Annotated in this window: 20 protein-coding genes; 9 read left to right on the top strand and 11 right to left on the bottom strand. The window is 37.3% G+C overall.

What is annotated here, in order from left to right; all coding sequences use genetic code 11:
- Window positions 1–8 precede the first annotated feature (8 nt).
- Genes JMI89_RS10155 through JMI89_RS10175 form a run of 5 tightly spaced genes read left to right on the top strand, consistent with a single transcriptional unit; the run spans window position 9 to window position 4195 of the window.
- A complete protein-coding gene (locus JMI89_RS10155; protein WP_220680008.1) occupies window positions 9–578 on the top strand; it encodes a DUF3261 domain-containing protein in 570 nt (189 codons plus the stop codon).
- A gap of 5 nt (window positions 579–583) precedes the next feature.
- Window positions 584–1765 carry a beta-ketoacyl-[acyl-carrier-protein] synthase family protein gene (locus JMI89_RS10160; RefSeq protein WP_187755991.1) on the top strand — a complete coding sequence of 394 codons (1182 nt, stop codon included), beginning with the start codon at window positions 584–586 and terminating at the stop codon, window positions 1763–1765.
- Window positions 1765–2238, top strand: coding sequence for a 3-hydroxy-fatty acyl-ACP dehydratase (locus JMI89_RS10165; protein ID WP_187755992.1), 474 nt, complete (start codon window positions 1765–1767; stop codon window positions 2236–2238). The genes JMI89_RS10160 and JMI89_RS10165 overlap by 1 nt, the downstream gene beginning before the upstream one ends.
- 2 nt (window positions 2239–2240) lie before the next feature.
- Window positions 2241–2972 (top strand): 3-ketoacyl-ACP reductase FabG2, encoded by a 732-nt coding sequence (locus JMI89_RS10170; protein WP_187755993.1) that lies wholly within the window; start codon window positions 2241–2243, stop codon window positions 2970–2972.
- Window positions 2969–4195: a beta-ketoacyl-ACP synthase gene (locus tag JMI89_RS10175; protein ID WP_187755994.1), complete on the top strand. Its 1227-nt coding sequence runs from the start codon at window positions 2969–2971 to the stop codon at window positions 4193–4195. The genes JMI89_RS10170 and JMI89_RS10175 overlap by 4 nt, the downstream gene beginning before the upstream one ends.
- 776 nt (window positions 4196–4971) lie before the next feature.
- Here JMI89_RS10175 and JMI89_RS10180 read toward each other — a convergent pair.
- The 3 genes from JMI89_RS10180 to gltB all read right to left on the bottom strand — a co-directional run bounded on the left by JMI89_RS10180 (window position 4972) and on the right by gltB (window position 12586).
- A complete protein-coding gene (locus tag JMI89_RS10180) occupies window positions 4972–6072 on the bottom strand; it encodes a DUF6708 domain-containing protein (protein WP_187755995.1) in 1101 nt (366 codons plus the stop codon).
- Window positions 6073–6703: 631 nt separating this feature from the next.
- Window positions 6704–8116, bottom strand: a complete 1413-nt coding sequence (locus JMI89_RS10185; protein ID WP_187755996.1) for an FAD-dependent oxidoreductase — start codon at window positions 8114–8116, stop codon at window positions 6704–6706.
- Between the two features lie 12 nt (window positions 8117–8128).
- A complete protein-coding gene (gene gltB, locus JMI89_RS10190) occupies window positions 8129–12586 on the bottom strand; it encodes a glutamate synthase large subunit (protein ID WP_220680009.1) in 4458 nt (1485 codons plus the stop codon).
- A 332-nt stretch (window positions 12587–12918) separates the two neighbouring features.
- Here gltB and JMI89_RS10195 point away from each other — a divergent pair, with 332 nt between their 5' ends.
- Window positions 12919–13851, top strand: coding sequence for a TIGR01212 family radical SAM protein (locus JMI89_RS10195; protein WP_220680010.1), 933 nt, complete (start codon window positions 12919–12921; stop codon window positions 13849–13851).
- Here JMI89_RS10195 and ribD read toward each other — a convergent pair.
- From ribD to JMI89_RS10230, 7 genes are all read right to left on the bottom strand, one after another.
- Window positions 13848–14975 (bottom strand): bifunctional diaminohydroxyphosphoribosylaminopyrimidine deaminase/5-amino-6-(5-phosphoribosylamino)uracil reductase RibD, encoded by a 1128-nt coding sequence (gene ribD, locus JMI89_RS10200; protein WP_220680011.1) that lies wholly within the window; start codon window positions 14973–14975, stop codon window positions 13848–13850. The genes JMI89_RS10195 and ribD overlap by 4 nt on opposite strands.
- Before the next feature lie 2 nt (window positions 14976–14977).
- Entirely contained in the window at window positions 14978–15430 is a 453-nt protein-coding gene (gene nrdR, locus JMI89_RS10205; RefSeq protein ID WP_220680012.1) for a transcriptional regulator NrdR, read from the bottom strand.
- Window positions 15431–15650: 220 nt separating this feature from the next.
- Entirely contained in the window at window positions 15651–16940 is a 1290-nt protein-coding gene (thrC, locus tag JMI89_RS10210; protein WP_220680013.1) for a threonine synthase, read from the bottom strand.
- Between the two features lie 83 nt (window positions 16941–17023).
- Window positions 17024–17950 carry a homoserine kinase gene (thrB, locus tag JMI89_RS10215; RefSeq protein WP_370633741.1) on the bottom strand — a complete coding sequence of 309 codons (927 nt, stop codon included), beginning with the start codon at window positions 17948–17950 and terminating at the stop codon, window positions 17024–17026.
- 9 nt (window positions 17951–17959) lie between these two features.
- Window positions 17960–20416 (bottom strand): bifunctional aspartate kinase/homoserine dehydrogenase I, encoded by a 2457-nt coding sequence (gene thrA / locus JMI89_RS10220; protein ID WP_187756002.1) that lies wholly within the window; start codon window positions 20414–20416, stop codon window positions 17960–17962.
- Window positions 20417–20776: 360 nt separating this feature from the next.
- Entirely contained in the window at window positions 20777–21046 is a 270-nt protein-coding gene (locus JMI89_RS10225) for a hypothetical protein (RefSeq protein WP_187756003.1), read from the bottom strand.
- A 365-nt stretch (window positions 21047–21411) separates the two neighbouring features.
- Window positions 21412–22170, bottom strand: coding sequence for an SDR family NAD(P)-dependent oxidoreductase (locus JMI89_RS10230; RefSeq protein WP_187756004.1), 759 nt, complete (start codon window positions 22168–22170; stop codon window positions 21412–21414).
- Between the two features lie 212 nt (window positions 22171–22382).
- Between JMI89_RS10230 and folK the strand changes: the two genes are divergently transcribed.
- The 3 genes from folK to gluQRS all read left to right on the top strand — a co-directional run bounded on the left by folK (window position 22383) and on the right by gluQRS (window position 24522).
- The gene (gene folK / locus JMI89_RS10235; protein WP_220680015.1) at window positions 22383–22862 is read left to right on the top strand and encodes a 2-amino-4-hydroxy-6-hydroxymethyldihydropteridine diphosphokinase; all 480 of its coding nucleotides are present in this window, start codon (window positions 22383–22385) and stop codon (window positions 22860–22862) included.
- A 259-nt stretch (window positions 22863–23121) separates the two neighbouring features.
- Entirely contained in the window at window positions 23122–23577 is a 456-nt protein-coding gene (gene dksA / locus JMI89_RS10240; RefSeq protein ID WP_187756006.1) for an RNA polymerase-binding protein DksA, read from the top strand.
- Between the two features lie 63 nt (window positions 23578–23640).
- Complete coding sequence (gene gluQRS / locus JMI89_RS10245; protein ID WP_255562892.1) at window positions 23641–24522, top strand: tRNA glutamyl-Q(34) synthetase GluQRS; 882 nt, start codon at window positions 23641–23643, stop codon at window positions 24520–24522.
- 69 nt (window positions 24523–24591) lie between these two features.
- Here the strand turns inward: gluQRS and moaA are convergent, their stop codons facing one another.
- On the bottom strand, window positions 24592–25587 hold the full coding sequence (moaA, locus tag JMI89_RS10250) for a GTP 3',8-cyclase MoaA (RefSeq protein WP_220680017.1): 996 nt from the start codon (window positions 25585–25587) through the stop codon (window positions 24592–24594).
- Window positions 25588–26189: the final 602 nt, after the last annotated feature.

The following is a 26189-nucleotide window of genomic DNA, read 5'->3' on the forward strand; positions in this document are numbered from 1 at the left end:
GTAGCAAAATGAAAAGAATTCAATATTGGCTAATGTGCTTTATAACATTATTACTCTGCTCATGTGCCAACAAACCTATCAGTCCCGAAACTTGGTTAACCAAAGGGGTTAAAGTGAATTTACCAGCCCCTCATTTCGACCAAGTTTATCATGATCAACAATTACTGACATTTAGTTATAACGGTCAACAGCATTCATTAATCACAATGATTGATGCACAAAATGATGCATTAAGTGTAGTTGGTTTATCAACACTAGGCATTCGTCTATTTAAAATTGACTACTATGGTAAAGTAATTACGACTGAACAAAATATTTTTATTAAGGAGCTACCATCCGCGTCTCAAATTTTATCTGACATTATGTTCAGCATTCTACCTATAGAGCAGTGGCAACCTTTATTACCCAAAGGTTGGCAATTAATTGACACCACCGAGCAGCGTTTACTGATTGATGAGCAGCAACAAACAGTGATTGAGATCAAATATCGTCAGCCACCTTCATCGCAAATCCGTAAACCAACAAATATCAAACATCATATTTTTGGGTATCAAATCGCAATTAGCAGTATGGAGTAGTTATAATGGTTTATATCACCGCGTTAGGAGCGATCAACTCTTTAGGCAGTAATATGACGCAAATTAGTCAAAATTTAGCTAAATATTACAATGCTACTCATTATTTAGAGGAAAATAACGGTTGGTTATTACACAATAAAAGGACTTGGTTTGGCAAAGTTAAAACACCATTACCAACAATTCCCCATCATTTAGCGGCATATAATAGCCGAAATAATCAATTAATCTATGCCAGCTACCTTCAAATTGAGTCACAGATACAACAGATTATTGCAAAATACGGTAAACAAAGAATTGCGGTAATTTTAGGCACAAGTACTTCGGGTATCCATGAAGGTGATTTAGCTATCAAACATTATTTGCAATCAGGCCAGTTACCGGGAAATTACTATTATAATCAGCAAGAATTAGGTGATCCATCTTGTTTCTTAAGTACCTTATTACACCTACAAGGTCCAGCTTACACTATTTCAACAGCATGTACATCCAGTGCCCGAGCAATAATAAGTGGCAAACGTCTGATTGAAAGTGGTCTTGTTGATGCTGCCATTGTTGGTGGCGCAGATAGTTTAAGTAGAATGCCAATTAATGGATTTCATGCTTTAGAATCACTATCAGATAAACCTTGCACGCCTTTTGCACAACATCGCTGTGGTATTAATATCGGAGAGGCAGGCGCCCTATTTGTACTGACTAAGGAGCAAAACAGTGAAATAGCGATATTAGGTATTGGCGAGTCTTCCGATGCGCATCATATTTCGGCGCCTCATCCGGAAGGTATTGGCGCACAAAAAGCAATGGCAATGGCTTTAACAGATGCCCAACTGACCGCAAGCGATATTGGCTATATTAATTTACATGGCACGGCAACACCGTTAAATGATCAAGCTGAAAGTAAAGCAGTTTATCGTTTATTTGCCCCATATAATACACCATGTAGTTCCACTAAACATCTCACCGGTCATACCCTTGGAACAGCAGCTGCAACCGAATTAGCGATCAGTTATTTATTAATAGAGCAAAATATCCCGTTACCCCAACAGAATTTCTCGGTTTCACCGTTTGATCCGCAATTAGATAACATCGCCATGGTGACACAATCTATGAAACTTGAAAAACCAATTATAATGTCAAACTCATTTGCATTTGGTGGTAATAATGTTTCTTTAATTATTGGTAAAAAATAATGGAATACGAATTAGCAAAACACTATTTACCGCATGATACGCCAATGGTCATGATACAAAATGTACATTTGATCGATAATGAACAGTGCATTTGTAGTGTTGAAGTGAGCCGCCAAAGTATTTTAGCACCATTCCTCAATGATCAATTTGCTTTACCGAATTATTATGCTATTGAACTTATGGCGCAAACAATTGGAGTATGGAATGGTTATCACGGTCAAAAAAATGAACATCAAACTAAAATTGGCATGCTATTAGGTGGTAGATCGATCGATCTTTCCGTCACGCAATTTCCATTAAATAGTCTGTTAATGATTCAGGCAAAATTAATCTTACATGATAATAAATTGGCCAGTTTTGAATGCCAGTTAACAATCGATGACACATGTGTTGCCACAGGAAGACTCAACGTTTATGAACCGGATAAATCCGAATTGGCAGTGTTATTTGGTAAACCCCGTTTAGGAGAATAATAATGACAAAAACAGTCCTTGTAACCGGCGCAAGTAAGGGTATTGGTAAAGCTATTGCCATTAAACTTGCCCAAGATGGATTTAATATTGCTGTTCACTATCATAGTGACGAAAAAGGAGCACAACAAACTCTGCAAACTATTGAGAATAATGGTGGCAAAGGAAGGTTATTATCTTTTGATGTCAGTAATCGCGCTCAGTGTCAACATATTATTGAATCTGATATTGAACAAAATGGTGCCTATTATGGTGTAATCAATAACGCAGGTATTATTCGTGATGGTGCTTTCCCGGCATTAACTGAAAAAGATTGGTGTGACGTTATTCATACTGATTTAGATAGCTTTTATAATGTCTTACATCCGTGCATTATGCCAATGATCGGTCTACGTAATGGTGGACGTATTATCGTGATTTCATCGATTTCAGGTGTTGTTGGTAATCGGGGGCAAGTAAACTATAGTGCTGCTAAAGCTGGTCTCATTGGTGCAAGTAAAGCCCTTGCAATAGAATTAGCTAAACGCAATATTACCGTTAATTGCATAGCACCAGGTGTTATCAATACTGGTATTTTAGATATCGATCCTATCGTCTTTCATGAAGCAATGAAATTAGTTCCTTTAAAACGGATGGGCAATGTTGAAGAAGTAGCTGGATTAGCCAGTTATCTTATGTCAGATATTGCCGGTTATATAACGCGTCAAGTTATTTCAATAAATGGAGGTATGATATGATTAGACGTGTGGTAATAACTGGCATGGGCGGGGTCACGGCATTTGGTAGCAATTGGCAAACGGTTCAGGCACGCTTAAAACAAGGGCAAAATGCCGTGAGATATATGCCCGAATGGGAAATTTATGATGGATTGAACACTAAACTTGGTGCACCTATCGATGATTTCGTACTACCAGAACATTATACACGTAAGAAAATACGTTCTATGGGACGCGTTTCATTGCTGTCCACACAGGCTACAGAAATCGCGCTGAAACAATCAGGTTTATTAGAAGAATCAGTGCTTACGGATGGTCGTACCGGTATCGCTTTTGGATCATCTACCGGAAGTACAGCGCCTGTCGCAGCATTTGCGACGATGTTAAATGAAAAACACACCAATAATATTACCGCCACCACCTACGTACAAATGATGCCACATACTACGGCAGTAAATACCGGGTTATTTTTCGGCCTGAAAGGACGCATCATCCCCACATCCAGCGCTTGTACTTCAGGCAGTCAAGCTATCGGTTATGCATATGAAGCAATAAAATACGGTCTGCAAACCGTCATGGTTGCCGGTGGCGCGGAAGAGCTATGCCCATCGGAAGCAGCAGTATTTGATACTTTATTTGCAACAAGTCAGAAGAATCATAATCCAAAAGATTCACCACGACCATTCGATCGTGATCGGGATGGTTTAGTGATTGGTGAAGGTGCCGGCGCCTTAATTTTAGAAGAATACGAACATGCTAAAGCTCGTGGAGCAAAAATTTATGGCGAAATCGTTGGTTTTATGACCAATTGTGACGCGAGCCATATCACTCAACCACGTAAAGAAACCATGAAGTTTTGCATTGAACAAGCATTAAAGCAAGCCAATTTGCCATCTTCTGCAATAGGTTATATCAGTGCCCATGGTACAGCAACAGATCGTGGCGATATTGCTGAAAGTCATGCTACTGCTGAAATTTTCAATCATCAAACACCGATTTCTTCATTAAAAAGTTATTTTGGTCACACTTTAGGCGCTTGCGGTGCGCTTGAAGCATGGTTATCTATTGAAATGATGCATTCGGGTTGGTTTAACCCTACCGTTAATCTTGTTCATCCTGATCCACAATGTGGTGAACTTGATTATATTATGGGAAATGGCAGAGAATTAGATATTGAATACATTCAAAGTAATAATTTTGCCTTTGGTGGCATTAATACTTCCATTATTATTAAACGCATGTAGTGAAACGATAAAAGCTTATGTTATCAGTCAGTAATCATTCATCGGTATACGCCTAATTTTTGATTATAATCTTATAACAAGCTCCCCATTTGAGGGTCAAGTACCATTATCAATGGCTAGTAGATTGGCTATGGCACTCTGACCCGATCGTGATTGTTTTTGCTCTTCTCAATATAGAGTTTCTGCCTGCACTTATCATAGGATATATCGTCAGCATCACTGAATCGGATCAGTGAAGATCATAAAATTTCTCCGTTCAGTTAATGTTGATAGAGATCATCTAGACAGGTAGATAGACCATTATCATAAATGAACTATCTGATTAATTTATCTTATATCAGTTTACAAGTAGAACTTTGAGTAAAAAATTTTACCTTGAGAGCATTTGCAACTGATTTCATAAAATAATACCAATAGTTTGTACTAAATAGATAGAATGCTCATCTCTACCGTTACATCTTTGCTTCGTAAATATTATAAAAATAAGTTTATTATGCCCAATGATTGTTAACGCTTTATCGAATTTCAAACTTTACCTATAGACTTGGCTACAGATTTATGCTGGATAAACTGATTTTGTCAGTATTTATTCACTTGGTAAATAAAGTGCTAACACACTATTGATTAGACGTTTAAATTTATCTGTAACTTTTTTATTTTATTTACTTTATATCATTTTAATGCGCTTACTTCATTATCTAATCGGGTATTAGAAATGATATTGAACGACTTAACAACGGATTACTCGATCTATCAATCTATATTATTAGTAGCTTTCATTCTAATACTTCATTTGTGCCATTAGCATTGTGAGTTTCTTTATTAGCCATTTGCTCGACTGATGATTCATCTTGCAACATGATTTGCCTAATTTTAAGGGAGTAATCGGTTAATCTGGTCTCTTTCGGTCTTGGTTTACCTTTTTGACCAGCCTCACGAATGACTCTTGGCCAACGTGCTTGCCAACATAAACATTCTGAGACGAAATAACCTATTATATAAAACGGCAACATCACGATAAATACTGGAATCATAATGATATAAGTTGCTATATGCGGTAAACTTTGGCAAATTTTAACTAAAGGTTTAATTTGTTGCTTAAGTGCACGACCTGGTAACGGTAAAGTTGTGGTTATGCGTGGTTTAGGTAATTCATCCATACCGTTTTCCATATAACGACGAATAAATTCCCACTCATCACGATGATCTGCAAGACTATTGGTGTTTTTACCAATACCAAAGCCATCAATAAACGGTAAACCGGTTTTATAAGGGTGAAAATAGAATACATTTACTAAATTTTGAGGATTTTCGTTTTCCTCATCTACACAAATAGGCATGATATCTTTCCAACGAAACACTACCGTTCCACCTAAGTATTTTGGTCGTTGGATATAGACCTGCTTTGTAACACGGTTAAATCTGACCCGAATATGGCGTAGCGTAAATAATTCAAATCGACCGATATGGCGAAAATAACGAACAAAAAAATAAGCAAACACAATAAATAGAATAAAATTGAATGAGGCGGCCAAAATGACTAAAACAAAATCATCTTTGTGATGATTAAAATGTTTAATAAGAATATCAATTGCGAAATAAGCATTAGATAACGGTATGAGAAATAAAAGCAAACTTATCCAGGTAATAATTCCGCGAAAATTTTCAAACATGCCACCACGAATCTCTAAATAATGTTCATTATAAGCATAATATGGCCCGATAGGGCGAGGGGTATCGCTCATTGACTTTTTAGTATAATTTTTACGTAATTCACTTGGGCGTAAATTTTTATCTAATTGTGGTATTTGAAAATTTCTTAGCATCGCAGATGAAACCGAATTACTAAACCACATTAACCATTCGCCAATATACATCTGAATGTTTCCCCCTGTTATCTATTTCATCTTTTAATTATTGTTGCCGTAATATCAATATCGTTACCGATTTATTATTCTCAATAAAACCAAGGCAACTATCACATCGAGTCTGTTGAACTGAGACAGGAGATCAAATAACCTTAACACTATGCTCACTATGTTTGTTCGCTACAAACAAAATGCTAGTAAAACCTCTTTCTTAATAGCAAATAATGAATGGATAATGCTATGATAGCTTAATTTGAACCTGTGCTATCAGCATACATATATGATTATGAATAAATAGAAATTGTTTAATATTTAATTCATAAACAGATATATGTGCTTATATCATTCGTGCAAAAGAGTAGTTAATTAGATCAGTTGGCAATTTATTCTTTCATCTTTCTTCCTACTTCGAACAGTATTTTATCGCTAACAGAGCGCTATTAAACTTATTTTGATGTGAGAAGAACAATTATCGAATAAATTAAAAATTTTCCATTATTTGTTATTGGATGAAAGTTTATTATTTATATCATTTATTTTCAAGACACATATAATAAACAATCAATTAAATTAAAAATTAATGTTCTAATTATCAACACGTTTAAATAACTTAAACGTGTTTTTCTATTATATTGATCATTTAGATTTCTAAATAATCAAGAATGCCTTCAGCAGCCTTACGACCTTCCGCAATAGCAGTAACGACTAAATCAGAACCACGCACTGCATCACCGCCTGCAAATATTTTTGGATTTGAGGTTTGATAACCTCGATTCGCAGGCGCAACAATACGTCCTTGTAAATCCAGCTCTACGTGATGTTCCGTAAGCCACGGCATAGCATGTGGTTTAAAACCAAATGCCATAATGACAGCATCAGCAGGTAACACAAACTCTGATCCTTCAATTACCATTGCAGCGCGACGTCCATTAGCATCAGCCTCACCCAGTGCTGTTTTCACCATTTTGATACCGATTACTTGCCCTTGGTCATCAACTTCAATACTTATCGGCTGAACATTAAATAAAAAAGCTGCGCCTTCTTCTTTAGCATTTTTTACTTCACGCTTAGAACCAGGCATATTAGCCTCATCACGACGATAAGCACAAGTTACCTCAGTTGCACCCTGCCGAATGGAAGTACGCACACAGTCCATAGCTGTATCACCACCACCTAAAACAACAACGCGTTTATTTTTCATATCAACATAGGGTGCATCTGCTGTTTGTGGATGTTGCATAATATGTTTAGTATTGGCAATTAAAAATGGTAAAGCTGCATAGACACCGTGCGCATCTTCATTTTCTAACCCACCACGCATTGATTGATATGTTCCGGTACCAATGAAGACGGCATCAAATTCATCGATAATCGACTGCAAAGAAATATCTTTACCTACTTCGGTATTTAAGCGAAATTCAATCCCCATATCAGTAAAAATCTGCCGACGATTGATTAACACCGCTTTATCTAACTTAAAGGCGGGAATACCAAATGTTAATAAACCACCAATTTCTGGATGACGATCAAATACAACTGGTTTAATACCATTACGAACCAGCACATCAGCACAAGCTAATCCTGCAGGACCGGCACCAATAATGGCAACCCTTTCACCACTCATCTCAACATGATTGACATTGGGTCGCCAACCTAATTTAAATGCTTCATCGGTAATAAACCGCTCAATATTCCCAATGGTTACCGCACCAAATTCAGCACTTAATGTACAAGACCCTTCGCATAACCGATCTTGTGGGCAAACTCGCCCACAAATTTCAGGTAAGCTATTGGTTTGATGACATAGCTCGACAGCTTTTAAAATCTGCCCTTCATTGACTAATTTTAACCAGTTGGGAATATAGTTATGTACTGGACATTTCCATTCACAATATGGGTTTCCACAAGCTAGGCAACGATCTGCTTGTGCTGTTGCTTGCGATTGAGAGAATCCTTCATAAATTTCAACAAATTCAATTTTTCGAATTTTTAGCGATTTTTTTGGTGGATCAATCCGTTGCAAATCGATAAATTGATAAACATTCTGACTCATTGCATATTCTCCCTATTGCGCCTGTACTCGTAATTCATCGGCCGAACGACTACGATGTCCCAGTAATGCTTTAATATCGCTTGATTTTGGTTTCACCAATACAAACTGTTTGGCATAGGTTGCCCAATTCGCCAGAATATCCTCTGCTCGTGATGAATGTGTCAATTGCGCATGCTCCATAATTAAACCACGTAAATGCTCCTCATGAATAGCGAAATCAATCACGTCAAGCATTTCAACGAGCTCCTTATTCATACGTTGATTAAATTCACCATCTTCATCCAGAATGTAAGCAAAACCACCGGTCATACCCGCACCGAAATTAACCCCTGTTTTTCCTAAAACACAAACAATACCGCTCGTCATATATTCACAGCCATTATCCCCGATACCTTCAACCACACTGATTACACCTGAATTACGTACTGCAAATCGTTCTCCAGCTTTACCCGCAGCAAATAATTTACCGCCGGTCGCACCATATAAACAGGTATTACCAATAATGGTCGCTTCATGACTTAAAAAAGCTGATCCAACAGGTGGTGAAATCACAATACGCCCGCCGGCCATTCCTTTTCCAACATAATCGTTAGCATCACCTGTTAAAGTCAATTCAACACCATTGGCATTCCAAACCCCAAAACTTTGCCCGGCAGTGCCATTAAAATGTAATTTAATCGGACTATCAGTAAGACCTTGATCACCATATCGCTGGGCAACATAACCAGATAATGTTGCTCCTGCAGAACGATCGGTATTTTGAATATCAAAATGTAATATTTTTGACTGTTTTGCATCGACTGCATCTTTTGCTTGCAGCATGATTTGGTGATTTAAAACCCCTTGGTCAAAAGGTGCATTTAATTCCGTATGATGCACAGCACATCCTTCTAAAGGTGTAGCGGCTATCAATAAGGCGGATAAATCTAATTTGTTTTGTTTAGCAGTAAAACCTTCAATCTCAGTGAGTAAATCCGTTCGACCAATTAAATCGGTAATTCGCGTGACACCAAGTTGTGCCATAATTTCCCGCGTTTCTTGAGCGATAAAACGGAAATAGTTCATCGCTTTTTCCGGTAGCCCATGATAATGATTATTGCGTAACGTTTCATCTTGCGTTGCCACACCTGTTGCACAGTTATTTAAGTGACATATTCGTAGATATTTACAGCCTAATGCCACCATGGGTCCAGTACCAAAACCAAAACTTTCCGCACCTAAAATGGCGGCTTTAACAATATCTAATCCCGTCTTAAGCCCACCATCTACTTGTAACCGTATTTTATGTCGTAACCCATTGGCAACTAGAGCTTGTTGTGTTTCAACTAATCCCAATTCCCAAGGTGAACCAGCATATTTTACCGAGGTTAATGGACTGGCACCGGTTCCCCCATCATAACCGGAGATGGTGATCATATCGGCATAAGCTTTAGCCACACCGGTTGCAATCGTACCCACCCCAGGCTCTGACACCAATTTTACCGAGATCATTGCTTTAGGGTTGATCTGTTTTAAATCAAAAATCAATTGCGCTAAATCTTCGATTGAATAAATATCATGGTGTGGCGGCGGTGATATTAATGTCACACCCGGCACCGAAAAGCGTAATTTAGCGATATAAGGTGTGACTTTGTCGCCTGGCAATTGCCCCCCTTCACCGGGTTTTGCTCCTTGTGCTACTTTTATTTGAATAACATCAGCACTCATTAAATATCCAGGAGTGACACCAAAACGTCCAGAAGCAACCTGCTTGATTCGGGAAACTTTATTAGTATTATAACGAGCAGGATCTTCTCCCCCTTCACCAGAGTTGGAATACCCCCCTAAAGTATTCATCGCTTGCGCCAATGATTCGTGAGCTTCTGGGCTTAATGCCCCAATCGACATGGCCGCTGAGTCAAAGCGTTTGAATAATGCTTCACAAGGTTCAACCTGATCCAGATCAATCGTTTGTTCTTCAGCCAGGTTTAATTTGAGTAAATCGCGAAATGTTGCCACTGGACGACTATTCACCACTTGGGCATATTTTTTATAATCTTCATAATTACCATTATTCACCGCTTTTTGCAGTGTCTGCACCACATCTGGATTATAAGCATGATATTCACCATCATGAATATATTTGAGAAGGCCACCTTGATCTAAAGGTTTACGTTTTAGCCATGCTCGCTTCGATAAATTGAATAAATCTTGTTGGAAGTCTTCAAAATTTGCGCCACTAATTCGGCTAGTTACGCCAGAAAAACACGTTTTTACGACATCTTCATGTAAACCAACAGCTTCAAATAATTTGGCGCAACGATAAGAGGCAACGGTAGATATCCCCATCTTAGACATAATCTTATAAAGCCCCTTATTGATACCATTACGATAATTAAGTATCACATTACGGTAGCTTTTATTGATTGTTCCATGATCAACCATTTGGGCCAGACTTTCATAAGCTAAATAAGGATAGACGGCTGTTGCACCAAAGCCAATTAGCACTGCAAATTGATGCGGATCACGACAGCTAGCCGTTTCAACAATAATGTTGGCGTCACATCGTAAATTTTGCTCTACCAAGCGCTGCTGTACGGCACCGACAGCCATTGGCGCTGGAATCGGTAAACGGTCAGCGGCTATATTTCTGTCAGATAAAACTAACAGAACCGCGCCAGCACGAACTTTATTTTCCGCATCACCACATAGTTGTTCAATAGCATCACTTAAGCTGCCATCAATTTCATAAGTGATATCTAACACATCGGTTTGATAATATTTCGATTCTAACGAGGTTAACTGTTGGAAATCGGAATATAACAGTACTGGCGATTTAAACGATACACGGTGCGCTTGCCCTTCCGCCTCAGCAAATACGTTCATTTCCCGCCCAATGCTGGTTGCTAACGACATAACATGCGCTTCACGCAACGGATCAATCGGTGGATTGGTTACTTGAGCAAATTTTTGACGAAAATAATCGTAAATGATACGTGGCCGACTAGAAAGTACAGCAAATGGTGTGTCATCCCCCATAGATCCGGTAGCTTCATAACCGTTTTCCCCCAAAACTCGCAATATTTGGTCAAGTTCTTCAAAGGAATATCCAAATTGTTTTTGATAGGTCGCCAGAGTTACATCATCAAATTCCCGTTGTCCAAGATGTTCATCAGCCAAATCTTCAAAAGGGGTTAATCGTTTGACATTTTTTGCCATCCAGATTTTATAAGGGTGTCGTTTTTGTAAATCATTATCAGTTTCTTCGGATTGTAAAATTTGCCCTTTTTCGGTATCAATTACCATAAGTTCACCCGGCCCAACACGACCTTTTTTGACAACTTCATCGGGTTGATAATCCCAAATACCAATTTCTGATGCACAGGTAATTAAACCATCAGTGGTAATCACATAACGTGCCGGACGCAATCCATTACGATCTAAGCAACATGCAGCATAACGACCATCAGACAGCACTATGCCAGCTGGTCCATCCCATGGTTCCATATGCATTGAGTTAAAGTCAAAAAATGCTCGCAGATCTTCATTCATATCAGGATTATTTTGCCAGGCTGGCGGAACCAGTAATCGCATAGCACGCACGATATCCATACCACCAACTAAGAAGAGTTCTAACATATTATCTAATGAACTGGAGTCTGAGCCGGTGACATTGACAAATGGCGCAGCATCTTGTAAATCGGGAATAAGTGGCGTTTTAAATTTGTAAGAACGTGCTTTAGCCCATTGGCGATTTCCTTCAATTGTATTGATTTCACCATTATGCGCTAAGTGACGAAATGGCTGTGCTAATGGCCATCTAGGTAATGTATTGGTAGAAAAACGTTGATGAAATAAACAAATTGAGGTTTCCATACGCAGATCAGCTAAATCCAAATAGAATCTCGGTAAGTCTTTCGGCATACATAAGCCTTTATAAATATTGACTTGATTTGAGAAACTACAGACATAAAAGGTATTATCGGTAACCCGTTTTTCAATTCGACGACGCACCATAAATAAACGGCGTTCTAAATCGATTGTACTCCAACCTGCCGGCGCATTAATAAACACTTGTTCAATTCTTGGTAAGGAAGAAAGGGCGATTTCACCTAGCACACTGACATCAATTGGCACCTCACGCCAACCGACCAAAGAGAGTGTTTCTTGCAGTAATTCTTCTTCAATAATTTCGCGACTAAGTTGTGCTTCCTTTTCGTCTTGACTGAGAAACAACATCCCAACCGCATAATTTGTGGCTAATCGCCAACCAGTTTCTTGAGCAACCAACTTAAAGAATCGATCCGGTTTTTGTAGTAATAGACCACATCCGTCACCGGTTTTACCATCAGATAAAATTGCTCCACGATGTTGCATTCTTGCCAAACCGTGAATTGCTGTACGCACCACTTTGTGACTTTGTTTACCTTCTATATGAGCGATTAACCCAAAACCACAATTGTCTTTGTCATGATGCTGATCATATAACATATTATTGCCTCTTAATCATTTTATTTTGTCATCGCCTAGCGTATTGCTATTAAATCTTTGAATACCGCGATATTGAGACAGAAATTAACGATAAAAGCAGTTTCGGTCAAATAAATTCTACTTATAAGTCAAGATTATAATAAGTGTTGATTGGGTATTAATAGAACTAATGAATTTTGCGGATAAAACCGCGTTATGACTAGCATTATTCCTTCAATAATACCCAAAATTTAACCATCCTGCATAATAAGCAAGTTGACCTTCCCGAAATAACAGAATTCGGTTACCATGAATGCAATTTATAATCCTGTTAAAACTCATAATTTTTTGATATGCAATTACATCTTGTGGTAAATACTTTCGGAGCAGATCTGGCTCGTCGTTATGGTGAGAAAATTTATAAACTGACCCTACATGGCGGTTTTAGCTGCCCTAATCGCGATGGTGAATTGGCTAAAGGAGGATGTACATTTTGTAATGTTGCCTCAATTATTGATGAATCCATACAGATTAAATCTATTTCCGAACAATTAGCCTTACAAGCATCGCAAATGAAAAAATCAAAACGTTATTTAGCTTATTTTCAGGCTTATACCAGTACTTATGCTGAAGTGACAACATTGAGAAAAATGTACCAAGAAGCGCTAGAAAATGCGGATATCGTTGGACTGTGTGTCGGTACTCGACCAGACTGCGTACCAGATGCAGCATTGGATCTGCTTGCTAGTTATCAAGATCAAGGGTATGAAGTTTGGTTGGAATTGGGTTTACAAACCTCCAATGACAAAACGCTACGCGAGATTAATCGTGGTCATACCTTTGCTGATTATCATATAACAACCCAGAAAGCGCGGAACTTAGGGATTAAAGTTTGTACACACTTAATCATTGGTTTACCGAAAGAGACCAAACTAGATTGTTTTAATACACTTAATCAAGTACTCGATACCGGTGTGGATGGTTTGAAGTTACATCCGTTACATATTGTCGAAGGCAGTATAATGGCTAAAGCTTGGCGTGCCGGTCGACAGTCTGTCTTAACATTGGACGAATATGTAGATATTGCCGGCGATTTAATTCGCCATACCCCAAAACAGATTTTATTCCATCGCATTTCAGCCAATGCCCGAAAACCAACTTTGCTTGCACCAGATTGGTGTGCTAACCATTGGCAATCAATGAATGCTGTTGATCACAATCTGCGCCAATTTGGGGTACAAGGTAGCGCATTAGGTGATAGCTATCAATTTTTTGAAGACGTTTAAGGTTGTCTTCGTAAAATACACCGCAAGTCATTACCAACCATTGTAACAGAATGGTAAGCAAATTGGGGGGCATCGGCAAGTAACGTTAAATGTGGTAAAACTGCCAAATCTTGTGCATTGTGCCCTAATAGTTTTGGCGCATAATAAACAATTAATTCATCAACTAAATCTTGTTCAATTAGCGCACCCGCTAAATGCGCACCGGCTTCTACCCATAACGAATTAATTTGGCGTTTCGCACATGCTTTTAATAACAATTGAAGATTAATCTGGTTGGGTTGATCAGGGATTAATAGTTGTTGACAATTTATTGGCATAACGTGGCGTTGTGTTTGACTCACGATCCATATTTCACCTGATTGATGAAAAAGGTTTTCATCGCCGGTCAGTTGATTTTGCCGATCAATAATAATCCGTATCGGTTGACGTAACGTCGATTCGGGGTAGATGGTCTGTATTTCTGAAGGTAACTCATCATAACGTACTGTGAGACTGGCATTATCTTTTTTCACGGTAACATGCGTGCTAAGAATAGCAGAGGCTTGAGCACGAAAACTCTGCACATCTTGTCTGGCTTGAGATGATGTAATCCACTTACTTTCCCCCGAAGCCATGGCAATTTTACCATCTAAAGATGCGGCAAGTTTTAATTGAACGTAAGGTAATCCTGTTCGCATGCGTTTAAAAAATGCACGATTTAATTGCTCGGCGGCCTCAGCACATAAGCCTACATCAACCCGTATACCAGCCGCACGTAATCGTGCAATACCTTGGCCAGCAACCTGAGGATTAGGATCTTGCATTGCAACGACTACTCGGCTAATCCCCGCATCGATCAACGCATTAGCACAAGGCGGGGTTCGTCCATAATGGCTACAGGGTTCCAGCGTCACATAAGCTGTAGCATTTTTTGCTAAACCGCCAGCCTGCTGTAACGCATAAACTTCAGCATGAGGTTGACCGGCTTGCTGATGATAACCGGTGCCAATAATTCGATTATCTTTAACGATAACACAACCCACATTAGGATTAGGGTGAGTCGTAAAACGACCACGCTCCGCCAATGCAATGGCTTGCATCATAAATTGAAGATCATGATCGTTGAAAACAGTCAGATTATTCATGATTATTTCTGTTGTAATTTAGCAATCTCTTTACTAAATTGTTCAATGTCATCAAAACTAAAATAAACCGATGCAAAACGGATATAGGCCACTTTATCTAAATTTTTTAATTCTTCAATCACATAATCGCCAATCAACTTAGTCGGGACTTCACGTTCACCGGTTGCCCGTAATTTTGATTTAATTCGTGTTATCGCATCTTCTATCGCATCAAAACTGACAGGGCGTTTTTCTAATGCTCTTTGCATACCGTTACGCAATTTTTCGTCATTAAACGGTTCACGGACATTATTACTTTTTATAACATTAGGCATGATCAGTTCAGCAACTTCAAATGTGGTAAAACGTTCATTACAATCGGTACATTGTCGTCTACGGCGAACCTCGTATCCTTCACTTACCAAACGTGAGTCAATCACCTTAGTATCATCAGCATTACAAAATGGACAATGCATATATTGATCTCCGTTATTTATGTTAAACGTTATTACAATAGCTTAGATAATACTTTTAGACAATAGTCAGAATGCTGTCTTTTAATAGCGAATTGGTTTTATCTGGTATATTAGTTTAATGATTAAAAAAGAAATGTGATAAGCTCATCCTGGTGAATTAAGTTTCAAAACCGGCGAGAAATAATTATTAGGGGAATTAATATTCCCCTTTTATCTTAATTTACCACGCTAAATTAACTAAAAAAGCCTTCAATTTAGCAAAATCATCTGTCATCTTATGCGATAACAGTGGCATATCGGCACGATCTGCTAATTCTTTTGGTAGTGGTATCGCTTTACCAAGAATATTTTCAACTACCTCTTTAAATTTAGCTGGATGAGCGGTACCTAAAAATAGACCATACTCACCAGCTTGTAATTGATCACGTAATACGCGATAAGCAATTGCACCATGAGGTTCAGAAAGATAACCTTTTCGATCAAGTTCCCGCACAGTTGCACTCGCTACTTCATCTGAAGCACTACCATGTCCTAAAGATTTTAATACCCAACCTTCACGTTGATAAATCTCTTCAATTCGTGGCCAGTTATTTGGTTGGCTGACATCCATTGCATTAGAAATCGTTGCCACCGTTTTGTGTGGCTCCCATTTCCCTGTATCCAAATAGCGCGGTACCGTATCATTGGCATTAGTTGCAGCAATAAAGCGTTTAATCGGTAACCCCATAGTTTTTGCCAATAAACCTGCTGTCAAATCGCCAAAGTTACCACTTGGTACAGAAATGACCAGTTGTTCACGTTGTTTTGGCGTTAATTGTGCAAATGCCTCGAAATAATAGCAAATTTGGGCTAATAATCGGCTAATATTAATTGAATTAGCTGAATTTAGACCAATTTTATTTTTTAGTTCTGTATCATCGAAGGATTTTTTTACTAGCGCCTGACAAGCGTCAAAGTCACTCTTAATCGCAATCGTATGAATGTTATCCCCTAAGGTGCAAAAGAGTTTTTCCTGTAACGGACTAATCTTACCTTCAGGATATAAAATAACCACACGAATATTCGGTAAATGATAAAAAGCGTGAGCAACTGCTGCCCCGGTATCGCCAGAGGTTGCTGTTAAGATTGTTATTTTTTTATCATCTGCCACTTGCACTAATGCTTGCGCCATAAAACGCCCACCAAAGTCTTTAAATGCCAAGGTTGGTCCATGAAAGAGTTCTAAAGTGCCAATGTCAGATTCAATAGCTTTGACCGGGGCGGGAAATTGAAATGCATTGTTTACCATACGCAATATATCATCATAGCTAATCTCGTCACCAATATAAGCTGATAAAATTTTGGCGCTACGTGTCACAAAATCAATTTTTAATAAAGATTCAATTTCAGTGGCGCTAAATTTTGGTAAATCTTGTGGGAAGAACAGACCTTGATCTTTTCCTAATCCTTGTTGCACTGCTTGGGAAAAACTTACCTGTTCCGAATGATCTTTTAAATTGTAAAGTTTCATATTACTGTTCCAATTTTATCTAGTTATTCAGCAAATGTGGGTTATTCATTCGCTGCGTGATATTTTGCTATCGCACGACAGAACTAAATTGTTCTGGCACCTTGTTGATCAATTTTACAAATATGTGTGAAGCCGTCTTCATTTTGTAAGTAATGGTTTTGTAACCATAATTCAATCTGTTGCGCGGAGGCTAAATCATCGCTGACCACATAAATCGTTGGGCCAGAACCCGAAATACCCGACGCTAATGCACCTAATTTTTTTACTGCTTTTTGGGTTTCATCAAAATGAGGTAATAACTTTTTACGATACGGTTCAGCAATATTATCCTTTAGCATTGCTGCTGCCAGTTTTGGTTGCTGGCTATAACACGCATGAACAAAACCACCAACATAACGTCCATGAGCAATACAATCTTGTTTTTGATATTGTGCTGGTAAGATCGCTCGCGCTTCGGCCGTTGAAACTTTAATCCCCGGATATGCCATTACCCAATACCAATTATCAAAATGAGGAATTGACTGACTGATAATACCCATCTCATCTAATATCAGTTGCATCCCCCCTAAATAGCAGGGCGCAACATTATCATAATGTACGCTACCAGAAATACGCCCTTCCAATTCCCCCATCATCGTTAACATTTGTTGTTCATTAAATGGTTTATCAAAATATTCATTTAGTGCTACCAGTGCGCCCACTACCGAACAAGCACTCGATCCCAAACCAGAACCAATAGGCATATTTTTTTCTAATGTCATCGCAACTGGTAATTCTTTCCCTATTGATTGACAGAAAAGTTGCCAACATTGGTACACTATGTTTAGTTTCGGATCCTTAGGCAATTTTTTAACAAATCGGCCTTTGTTCTTTAACTGAAATTGCGTAGCTGTTTCAACGGTAATGCAATCCCCTAGCATGTTACCATCAATAGGGTTGATAGCCGCACCTAAGATATCAAAGCCGACACTAATATTCGCCATAGATGCAGGCGCATACACCTTTATTATTTTATTCATTTAACCACCAATTTTACTTGACGTTGTTCGCAAAATATCAGCAAAAACCCCTGCCGCTGTAACATCATTACCCGCACCATATCCGCGTAAAACTAACGGAATTGGTTGGTAATAACGGGTATAAAATGCCAAGGCATTTTCACCATTTTTAATTTTATAGAGCGGATCATCACTATCGACAGCGGCAATTTTAACACTGCATTGCCCATTCTCAATGCTACCCACATAACGTAATACTTTACCTGCTTTGGCAGCATCATCAGCACGGGTTTTGAATTGCTCATCAAGTTGCGGTAATTTGTTCATAAATGCCGTTACATCACCCTGTGAATAGGATTCAGGTAATACCGATTCTACATGGATATCATCTAATTCCAACTTTAGACCTGATTCACGTGCTAAGATCAATAATTTACGCGCGACATCAGTTCCGGATAAATCATCGCGAGGATCGGGTTCAGTAAAACCTTTTTCTTTAGCTAACTTAGTTGCTTCAGATAATGTCATGCCTTCATCAAGTTTACCAAAGATAAAGGATAATGAACCTGATAAGATACCCGAGAACTGGATTAATTCATCTCCAGCGTTAAGTAAATTCTGTAAATTTTCAATGACAGGTAAGCCTGCTCCAACATTTGTATCATATTGGAATTTACGTTTACTTTTTGCCGCTTCTTGACGCAAACGCAAATAGTAAGCCATTGAACTGGTATTGGCTTTCTTGTTCGGCGTAACGACATGGAAACCATTTGCCAGGAAATCGGCATATTTATTGGCGACATCACTACTTGAAGTACAATCGACTAGAATTGGATTAAGTAAACGATTGTCTTTTGCAAATGCGATTATATCATCTAGCGTATAGTTATCCTGACTTTGTTTAATTTGTGTGCGCCAATCATTCAACAAAATACCATCACGATTTAAAACACAATGTTTGGAATTAATTAGACCACAAACTTTTAAGTCGATTTGTTTATTTTTAAGCCACACTTGTTGCCGTGCAATTTGATCGAGTAATGCTCCGCCTACACCACCAACACCGATAACAAATACATCAAGAATTTGATCAGTACCAAATAGCATTTGATGAGCAACCCGAACTCCCATTACCGCAACATCATTATCCACAACAACCGAAATCGACCGTTCAGAAGACCCTTGAGCTATGGCTACGATATTGATATTTGCCCGTGCTAGTGCCGCAAAGAAATTCGCTGATAATCCTCGTAAGGTGCGCATTCCATCACCGACCACTGAAATAATTGCAAGTCTCTCGATAACTTCAATGGGTTCTAATAATCCGTCTTTGAGTTCCAAATAGAATTCATCACTTAGTGCTTCTTCAGCACGATATAATTCTGCATGAGGAACACAGAAACTAATACTATATTCTGATGATGATTGGGTGATTAATACCACAGAAATGCCAGCATATGACATTGCGGAAAAGACACGAGCCGACATACCAACCATGCCTTTTAGACCTGGTCCAGAAACATTAATCATTGCCATATTATTAAGGTTTGTAATGCCTTTCACGGGTGTCGAAGAATCAACAATATTTGCGCCAATTAAAGTACCTGGCGCATCAGGATTATTGGTATTTTTAATTAAACAGGGAATTTGGAATTGAGCAATTGGTAAAATGGTTCTTGGATGCAAGACTTTCGCCCCAAAATAGGACAGCTCCATTGCTTCTTGATAAGACATCGTTTTAAGCAGTCTGGCATCTGGTACTAAACGTGGATCACAGGTATACACGCCATCTACATCAGTCCATATTTCACAACTATCCGCTCGCAAACATGCCGCTAATACAGCTGCCGAGTAATCAGAACCATTACGTCCTAATACAACTAACTCTCCTCTTTCATTACCTGCAGTAAAACCTGGCATTAAAATAATATCCTCTTTAGGAATATTTAACGCTTTGATACGACGAGTTGATTCATTGATATCAACCGTTGATTCTAAATAACCCCCATTAGCTAGTAAAGACTCAACCGGATTTATGACGGTAACATGATAACCTTTAGCATTAAGTAATGCTTTCATGATCGCAATAGATAGCTTTTCACCTCGACAAATAATTGATGCATTAATACTGTCAGGACATTGACCTAATAAACGAATACCATGAAGCAATTGCTTAATGTGTTTTAGCTCATTAAGCGCAAATGACTGCAATTCTTCATAAGCAAAATTGGGGTGTGCTTCAAATAACCCAGTTAATAGATCAGCAAAAATCTTTTCAGCATCATAAACATTGCTGTTAATGTCAAGACCAGCAACTGTCTTATCCACCATTGCAACTAAATGATTAGTTATTTTTGCAGGTGCCGATAACACGGTAGCGGTTTGTTCCTGTTTGGAATTATTTTCAATGATTTCAGCAACCCGAAGAAAACGCTGTGCATTAGCGACGGAAGTTCCACCAAATTTTAATACTTTCATATCGCACCTTTATTATTTTCCATTAAAATTGAATATTTTCAAACTTACCCTTTTTGGCGACGATGTCGCTCAATAATTCATTATAATTGCCCTGTTACAACAATATCACTGATCTAACAATCACTACTTATAATAAATGTCTAAGCGTAATCATTCAGCTTAGGTATAAAAAAACCCGCTTATTTTGCGGGTTCTTCTGATATTCTTTAGGAAAAATTAACCCGCTCTGTTCCTAATAGTGCCAGAGGTGCCAATAATAATGTTAATCATTGTTACTGTTTTCATTTTACCTAAACCAAATTCAATTATCTTTATATACCCAAAAAAAACAGCCCGACATTTTAAGTCAGGCTGCACATTTTAAAAAACTTTTTTGCTATTTTCGTATTCGTTAACCACACGATTTAGTGCTTGGTATAAATTCGCCGCATCACCTTTTTTAAGTGCTTCATCAAGTATAGTCAGATAAGACAACATTAATTTCTGGTTGTCTTCAGCAAACTGTGGTGAAACTTCTTGATCTTCGTATAACATAACGTAAGTGCGCGCAAAACCAAAAATCAAAAAATAAACTGAAGCGTTATGAGGATCTTCTTGAATTAATTTTCGCATTGCTGTACGCAACTTCACATAGGTGTCAGTTCCCGGAAGACTTTTGGCGAATGTTGCTACTACTTCAGAAAATGTCATTATTATCAGACCTCAATTCATTTTTCCAAGGCAAGAGAATATCAATCACTGAACATAAGTGCAAGTGGATTTTATTACTATGTTGTCATTTTTTTTATATTATTAATATTTATTATTAAAAAGGCTATCTCGATAATAAAATACTAATAATATGATAGAATGACAAAATTATTTTTTCTCTATTTGGAGATAAATGATGGTAAACAAGCTTCGTTAGATTATATGTATTTCAACGATTAATAATTTAAGCATTCCTTTGCTAATACTCTTAAGATGTTTTACATAACTTTGCGTAATATTAGTTACTAATTCATATCCTTAACGACTGCAAGTCCCCCCGAAGCTTGAGCAGTTGGCATAATTTCTATTGAATTTACATTAAAATGTTCTGGTGTATTTACTAACCAAGAAACCGTATTGGCGATATCTTCAGGTTTAATGTACTCGACCCCTTGATAGACATTCGCTGCCTTTTTATTGTCACCATGAAAACGAATATTTGAAAATTCAGTATCGCCACATAATCCTGGCTCAATATTAGTGACTCTAATTTTTTTACCTAATAGATCAGTACGTAAATTCGCACTGAATTGCTTAACAAATGCTTTTGTTGCCCCATAAACATTGCCTCCTTTATAGGCATAACTTCCCGCCGTCGACCCAAGATTAATAATATAACCACAATTACGTTCGACCATTGTTGGTAAAATGGTACGCGTTATATGCATTAAGCCAATAATATTGGTCTGCACCATCATTTCCCAATCATCATAATGAGCTTCATAAGCTGGTTCCATACCCAAAGCAAGTCCGGCATTATTAATTAATATATCGATTGGTTTAAAATCTGTTGGAATACCAATTAATAAATTTTCAACAGCATCTTTTTTGGTCACATCTAATAGTAAAGGTAAGAAGTTGTCACCAAGTTGCACTGCCATTTCATTTAATTTTTCTATGCGTCTAGCACTACCAATTACTTTATAACCATCGGCTATCAATTTTTGACAAATCGCTTTACCAAAGCCAGACGATGCCCCTGTTACTAAAACTGTTTTCATCATTCATCCTCCAAATTATTTAAATTACCTTTTTGAGTCTATACTCAAGATAAATTTAATTATAGTCAAAAGACAACTGACAGTTAATCGATCTCTATGTGCTTATACTGACGATGAAGGGAAATATGATCGAGACTTGTGCCAGATGATAAAATTTGGTGAGTTGGTTATTATGTTTTAAGCTTATATTTTTTATCAACCAAAAGGATATCAATATGGCAATAGTTTATATTGCTTTAGGTGCCAATCTTGGCGAACCAGAAAAACAAGCACAAAATGCGATTTTAGCTATTAAGCAAATCCCGCAAACACAAATTGTTAACGTATCGCCTTTTTATCGCAGTAAACCACTTGGTCCACAAGATCAGCCCGATTATCTTAACGCGGTAATCAAGATCGATACATTATTATCCCCATTTACCCTACTTAAGGCATTACAAACCATTGAAAAAGAGCTCGGTCGTGAAAGAAAAGCTGAACGATGGGGGCCTAGAACGCTCGATTTGGATATTCTGTTATATGACAACATGACAATTAATACTGAAACACTCACTATTCCACATTATGACATGTATAATCGAGAATTTGTCTTGTATCCTTTATTTGATATTGCACCTGATCTGATATTTCCTGATCAAACATCATTAAAAGAACGTATAAAAAAAATTCCAATAAATAACATGACTTATTGGTAAGAAATTGTTAATATGCCGTCACACATAAAGCTTAACTGTTTGATTTTTATTGAAATAAATGATTTTATTTAATATTTACCGGATTATCAAAATTAAATCTTAATAATAATAATATTTTTGCATCGTTTATTGCTGCATTGTTTTAAATCAAATACGGCAAAATATTTTATTTTTAGTAAAAATAATTAAAAACGATTTGATAAAGCAAAATTTGTTGATATAGTTTAGCGTTTTTTAATTTGTTATGTAGGAGATCGGGATGACCAAGGAAACCAAAATCAATACTTCTTCCTTAAGTCTTTTAGCTATGGCGGGTCTTAAACCTTATCAAGAGGCAAAAGATGAAGAGTATATGAATCCTAAGCAATTGAAGCATTTTCGTCTTATTCTTGAAACTTGGATAAAACAACTTCGGGGCGAAATGGGTAAAACAGTTACTCATATGCAAGATGAGGCGGCAAATTTCCCAGATCCTGCCGATAGAGCTACACAAGAAGAAGAATTTAGTTTAGAACTAAGAGCGCGAGACAGAGAGCGCAAATTAATTAAAAAAATCGAAAAAACGTTATTAAAAATTGATAATGATGATTTTGGTTTTTGTGATTCTTGCGGTATTGAAATTGGCATTAAACGTTTAGAAGCAAGACCGACAGCTGATCTTTGTATCGATTGTAAAACACTGGCGGAACTGCGTGAAAAACAAATGGGTATGTAATATTATACCGTCGATATCATATTGGCGGTTTTTTCTTGTCTATATAAAAGAATAGTTTTGTCAATGTATAATGTTGGTCGTTTTGCGCCCACGCCTTCAGGTCAATTGCATTTTGGTTCTTTTATCACTGCTTTAGGTAGTTATTTGCAAGCAAAATCCCAAAACGGCGAATGGTTAGTGCGTATTGAAGATATTGACCCACCACGCGAGGTTGCCGGTGCAGCCAACCATATTCTATTCACGCTTGAACAATTTGGTTTAAATTGGGATCGCGAAGTGTTATATCAATCAAAAAGACGAGAACGTTATCATGCAATTATTGAATCATTAATTGACTGTCAGTTGGCATATTATTGTGATTGTACTCGCTATCGGATACAACACCTACCCCATCATTGCTATGATAATCATTGTCGAAATTTAAAGCTAGTTGCAGCAAATGACCAGCCAATGGCTATAAGACTTAAACAAACTCAACCTATTTATCATTTTGTTGACCAAATTAGAGGTAAACAATCGGTTAATATTCATCAAGCCATGGAAGACTTTATTATTTATCGTAAGGACGGTCTTTTTGCCTATAATTTAGCCGTTGTCATTGACGATTATGAACAGGGTGTAACAGAAATTGTTCGAGGAGCTGATTTACTTCCCGTTACAACAAAACAATTGTCGTTATATCAATTATTCAACTTTGAAAAACCCCGGTATTATCATCTTCCATTGGCTTTAAATAGCGATTTAAGTAAATTATCTAAGCAAAATCATGCTCAGCCTATTACTATAAATAATATTCAACAATTAACCATTAAAGCCTTACTTTTTTTAGGACAAACCATCCCCGATAACTGGCAAGATAGTAGCCAAGAACAGTTACTCCAATGGGCCATTAAACATTGGCAAATTAGCGATATTCCCAAAAACGATTTCGTTTTTTGTGATTAATTATTTTTCTGCCATTCTTGCTGATTAGTAAATCTAGCATCAAGTGAAGCTTAAATTAGTGAGTAATTACTAACCACCAATCATGGAAAGCGTTTGTATCATCCCGGCATTATGTTGATGAAGGTAATGTGTTGGCGGTTTTATTTTTAAGGTGGTGAGAATGCGTTGTTTTAACAAAGCAGATTGGGCATGATCTTGTAATAAATCACGTAAATCAATCGCCGCAGCACCAAATAAGCAGTAATGTAATTTTCCAGTAGCCGATATGCGTAAGCGATTGCAACTTTGGCAAAAGTCTTTACTATAAGGCATAATTAAACCAATCTTACCTTGATAATCGTCATGACAATACACTTTAGCCGGTCCGGCTAAAAATTGTTTTAGTTGCAACTGCCAACCTTGTTGTATGAGTTGTTGTTCTATACTTGCCCCAGAAACATAATAGCGCGAAAAATGTGAGGCACTACTGTTAGTCTCCATTAATTCGATATAGCGTAATTCAACGGGGCGATGTTTAATCCATTGTAAATGCGTACTAAGGTTATCATTTAATCCTTTCATTAAAACCGTATTGATTTTCACCTTCGTCATACCATTTGCCAGTGATTTTTCAACACCATCTAAAATGGAATGTAACTTATTTTCACCAGTAATGAGTTGAAATAATTGTGGTACAAAACTATCAATACTGACATTGAGTGACGTCAACCCTGCATTATGCCACTCTACAATACGTTCATTAAGACGATAACCATTCGTCGTTAATGCAATATCCTTAATCATTGGATATTTGGCAATTAATTCGATGATTTGGGTTAAATCACGACGCAATGTTGGTTCACCACCGGTTAAGCGAATTTTTTTAACACCTAACTCGCCAAAGGTTTTAATAAGCTGGTTTATTTCATTGTAGGTTAAAAATTGTTGAGAATGATGAGATTGATAACCATTAGGTAAACAATATTGACAGCGAAAATTACACAATTCTGTTATGGATAAGCGTATGTACTCAAACCGTCGTTGATAATTATCAACTAATAATGAATCAACTAAAGAATTTTGCATCAAAAGCACCTTTTAAAACAGGTAGCATAACCCCATTTATATTACACCGAATAAAAATCGATGATAACAATTCTATCCGACCATTAAAACTTAGCGATTTTAATGTATAAGTTAACACATTATCAGTCTCTTTATGTTTATAAAGACTCAGATAGGCGTGAAAATCATAATTAATTGGCTAAGATTGTTCAATATATTATTTCTAATAAATAATTTATAGCTTATTAATAGATAATAGCTTTCAATATAGAGTAATTCCAAACATTTTAAAATAATTTGATAGGGTTTAATAACGTTTTCATGTAGTATATATTTAGATCATAGCATAAACAGTTTAATTTACTTGCTATCCTTGTCTGAAATGATAATAATATAGTCGGAATTATCTGCTTATAATGCAGCAATGGCATCAGACATTATAAGTAATTGGTTGAATTTAAATAAATTTTATTAACACATAAAGTTTACAGAATAACAAATTGATTAGAGCTCATTTTAAATAATGGCACAATAAAATTTAAATTGAAGGGTAAATCAGGCTTCGCTTGATAAGGTATGGAACATTCAATTTAAAATACAAATATCACGTTTTTGAAGTATGG

The organism is Frischella sp. Ac48 (genome assembly GCF_019641635.1).
GTDB lineage: Bacteria > Pseudomonadota > Gammaproteobacteria > Enterobacterales > Orbaceae > Frischella > Frischella japonica.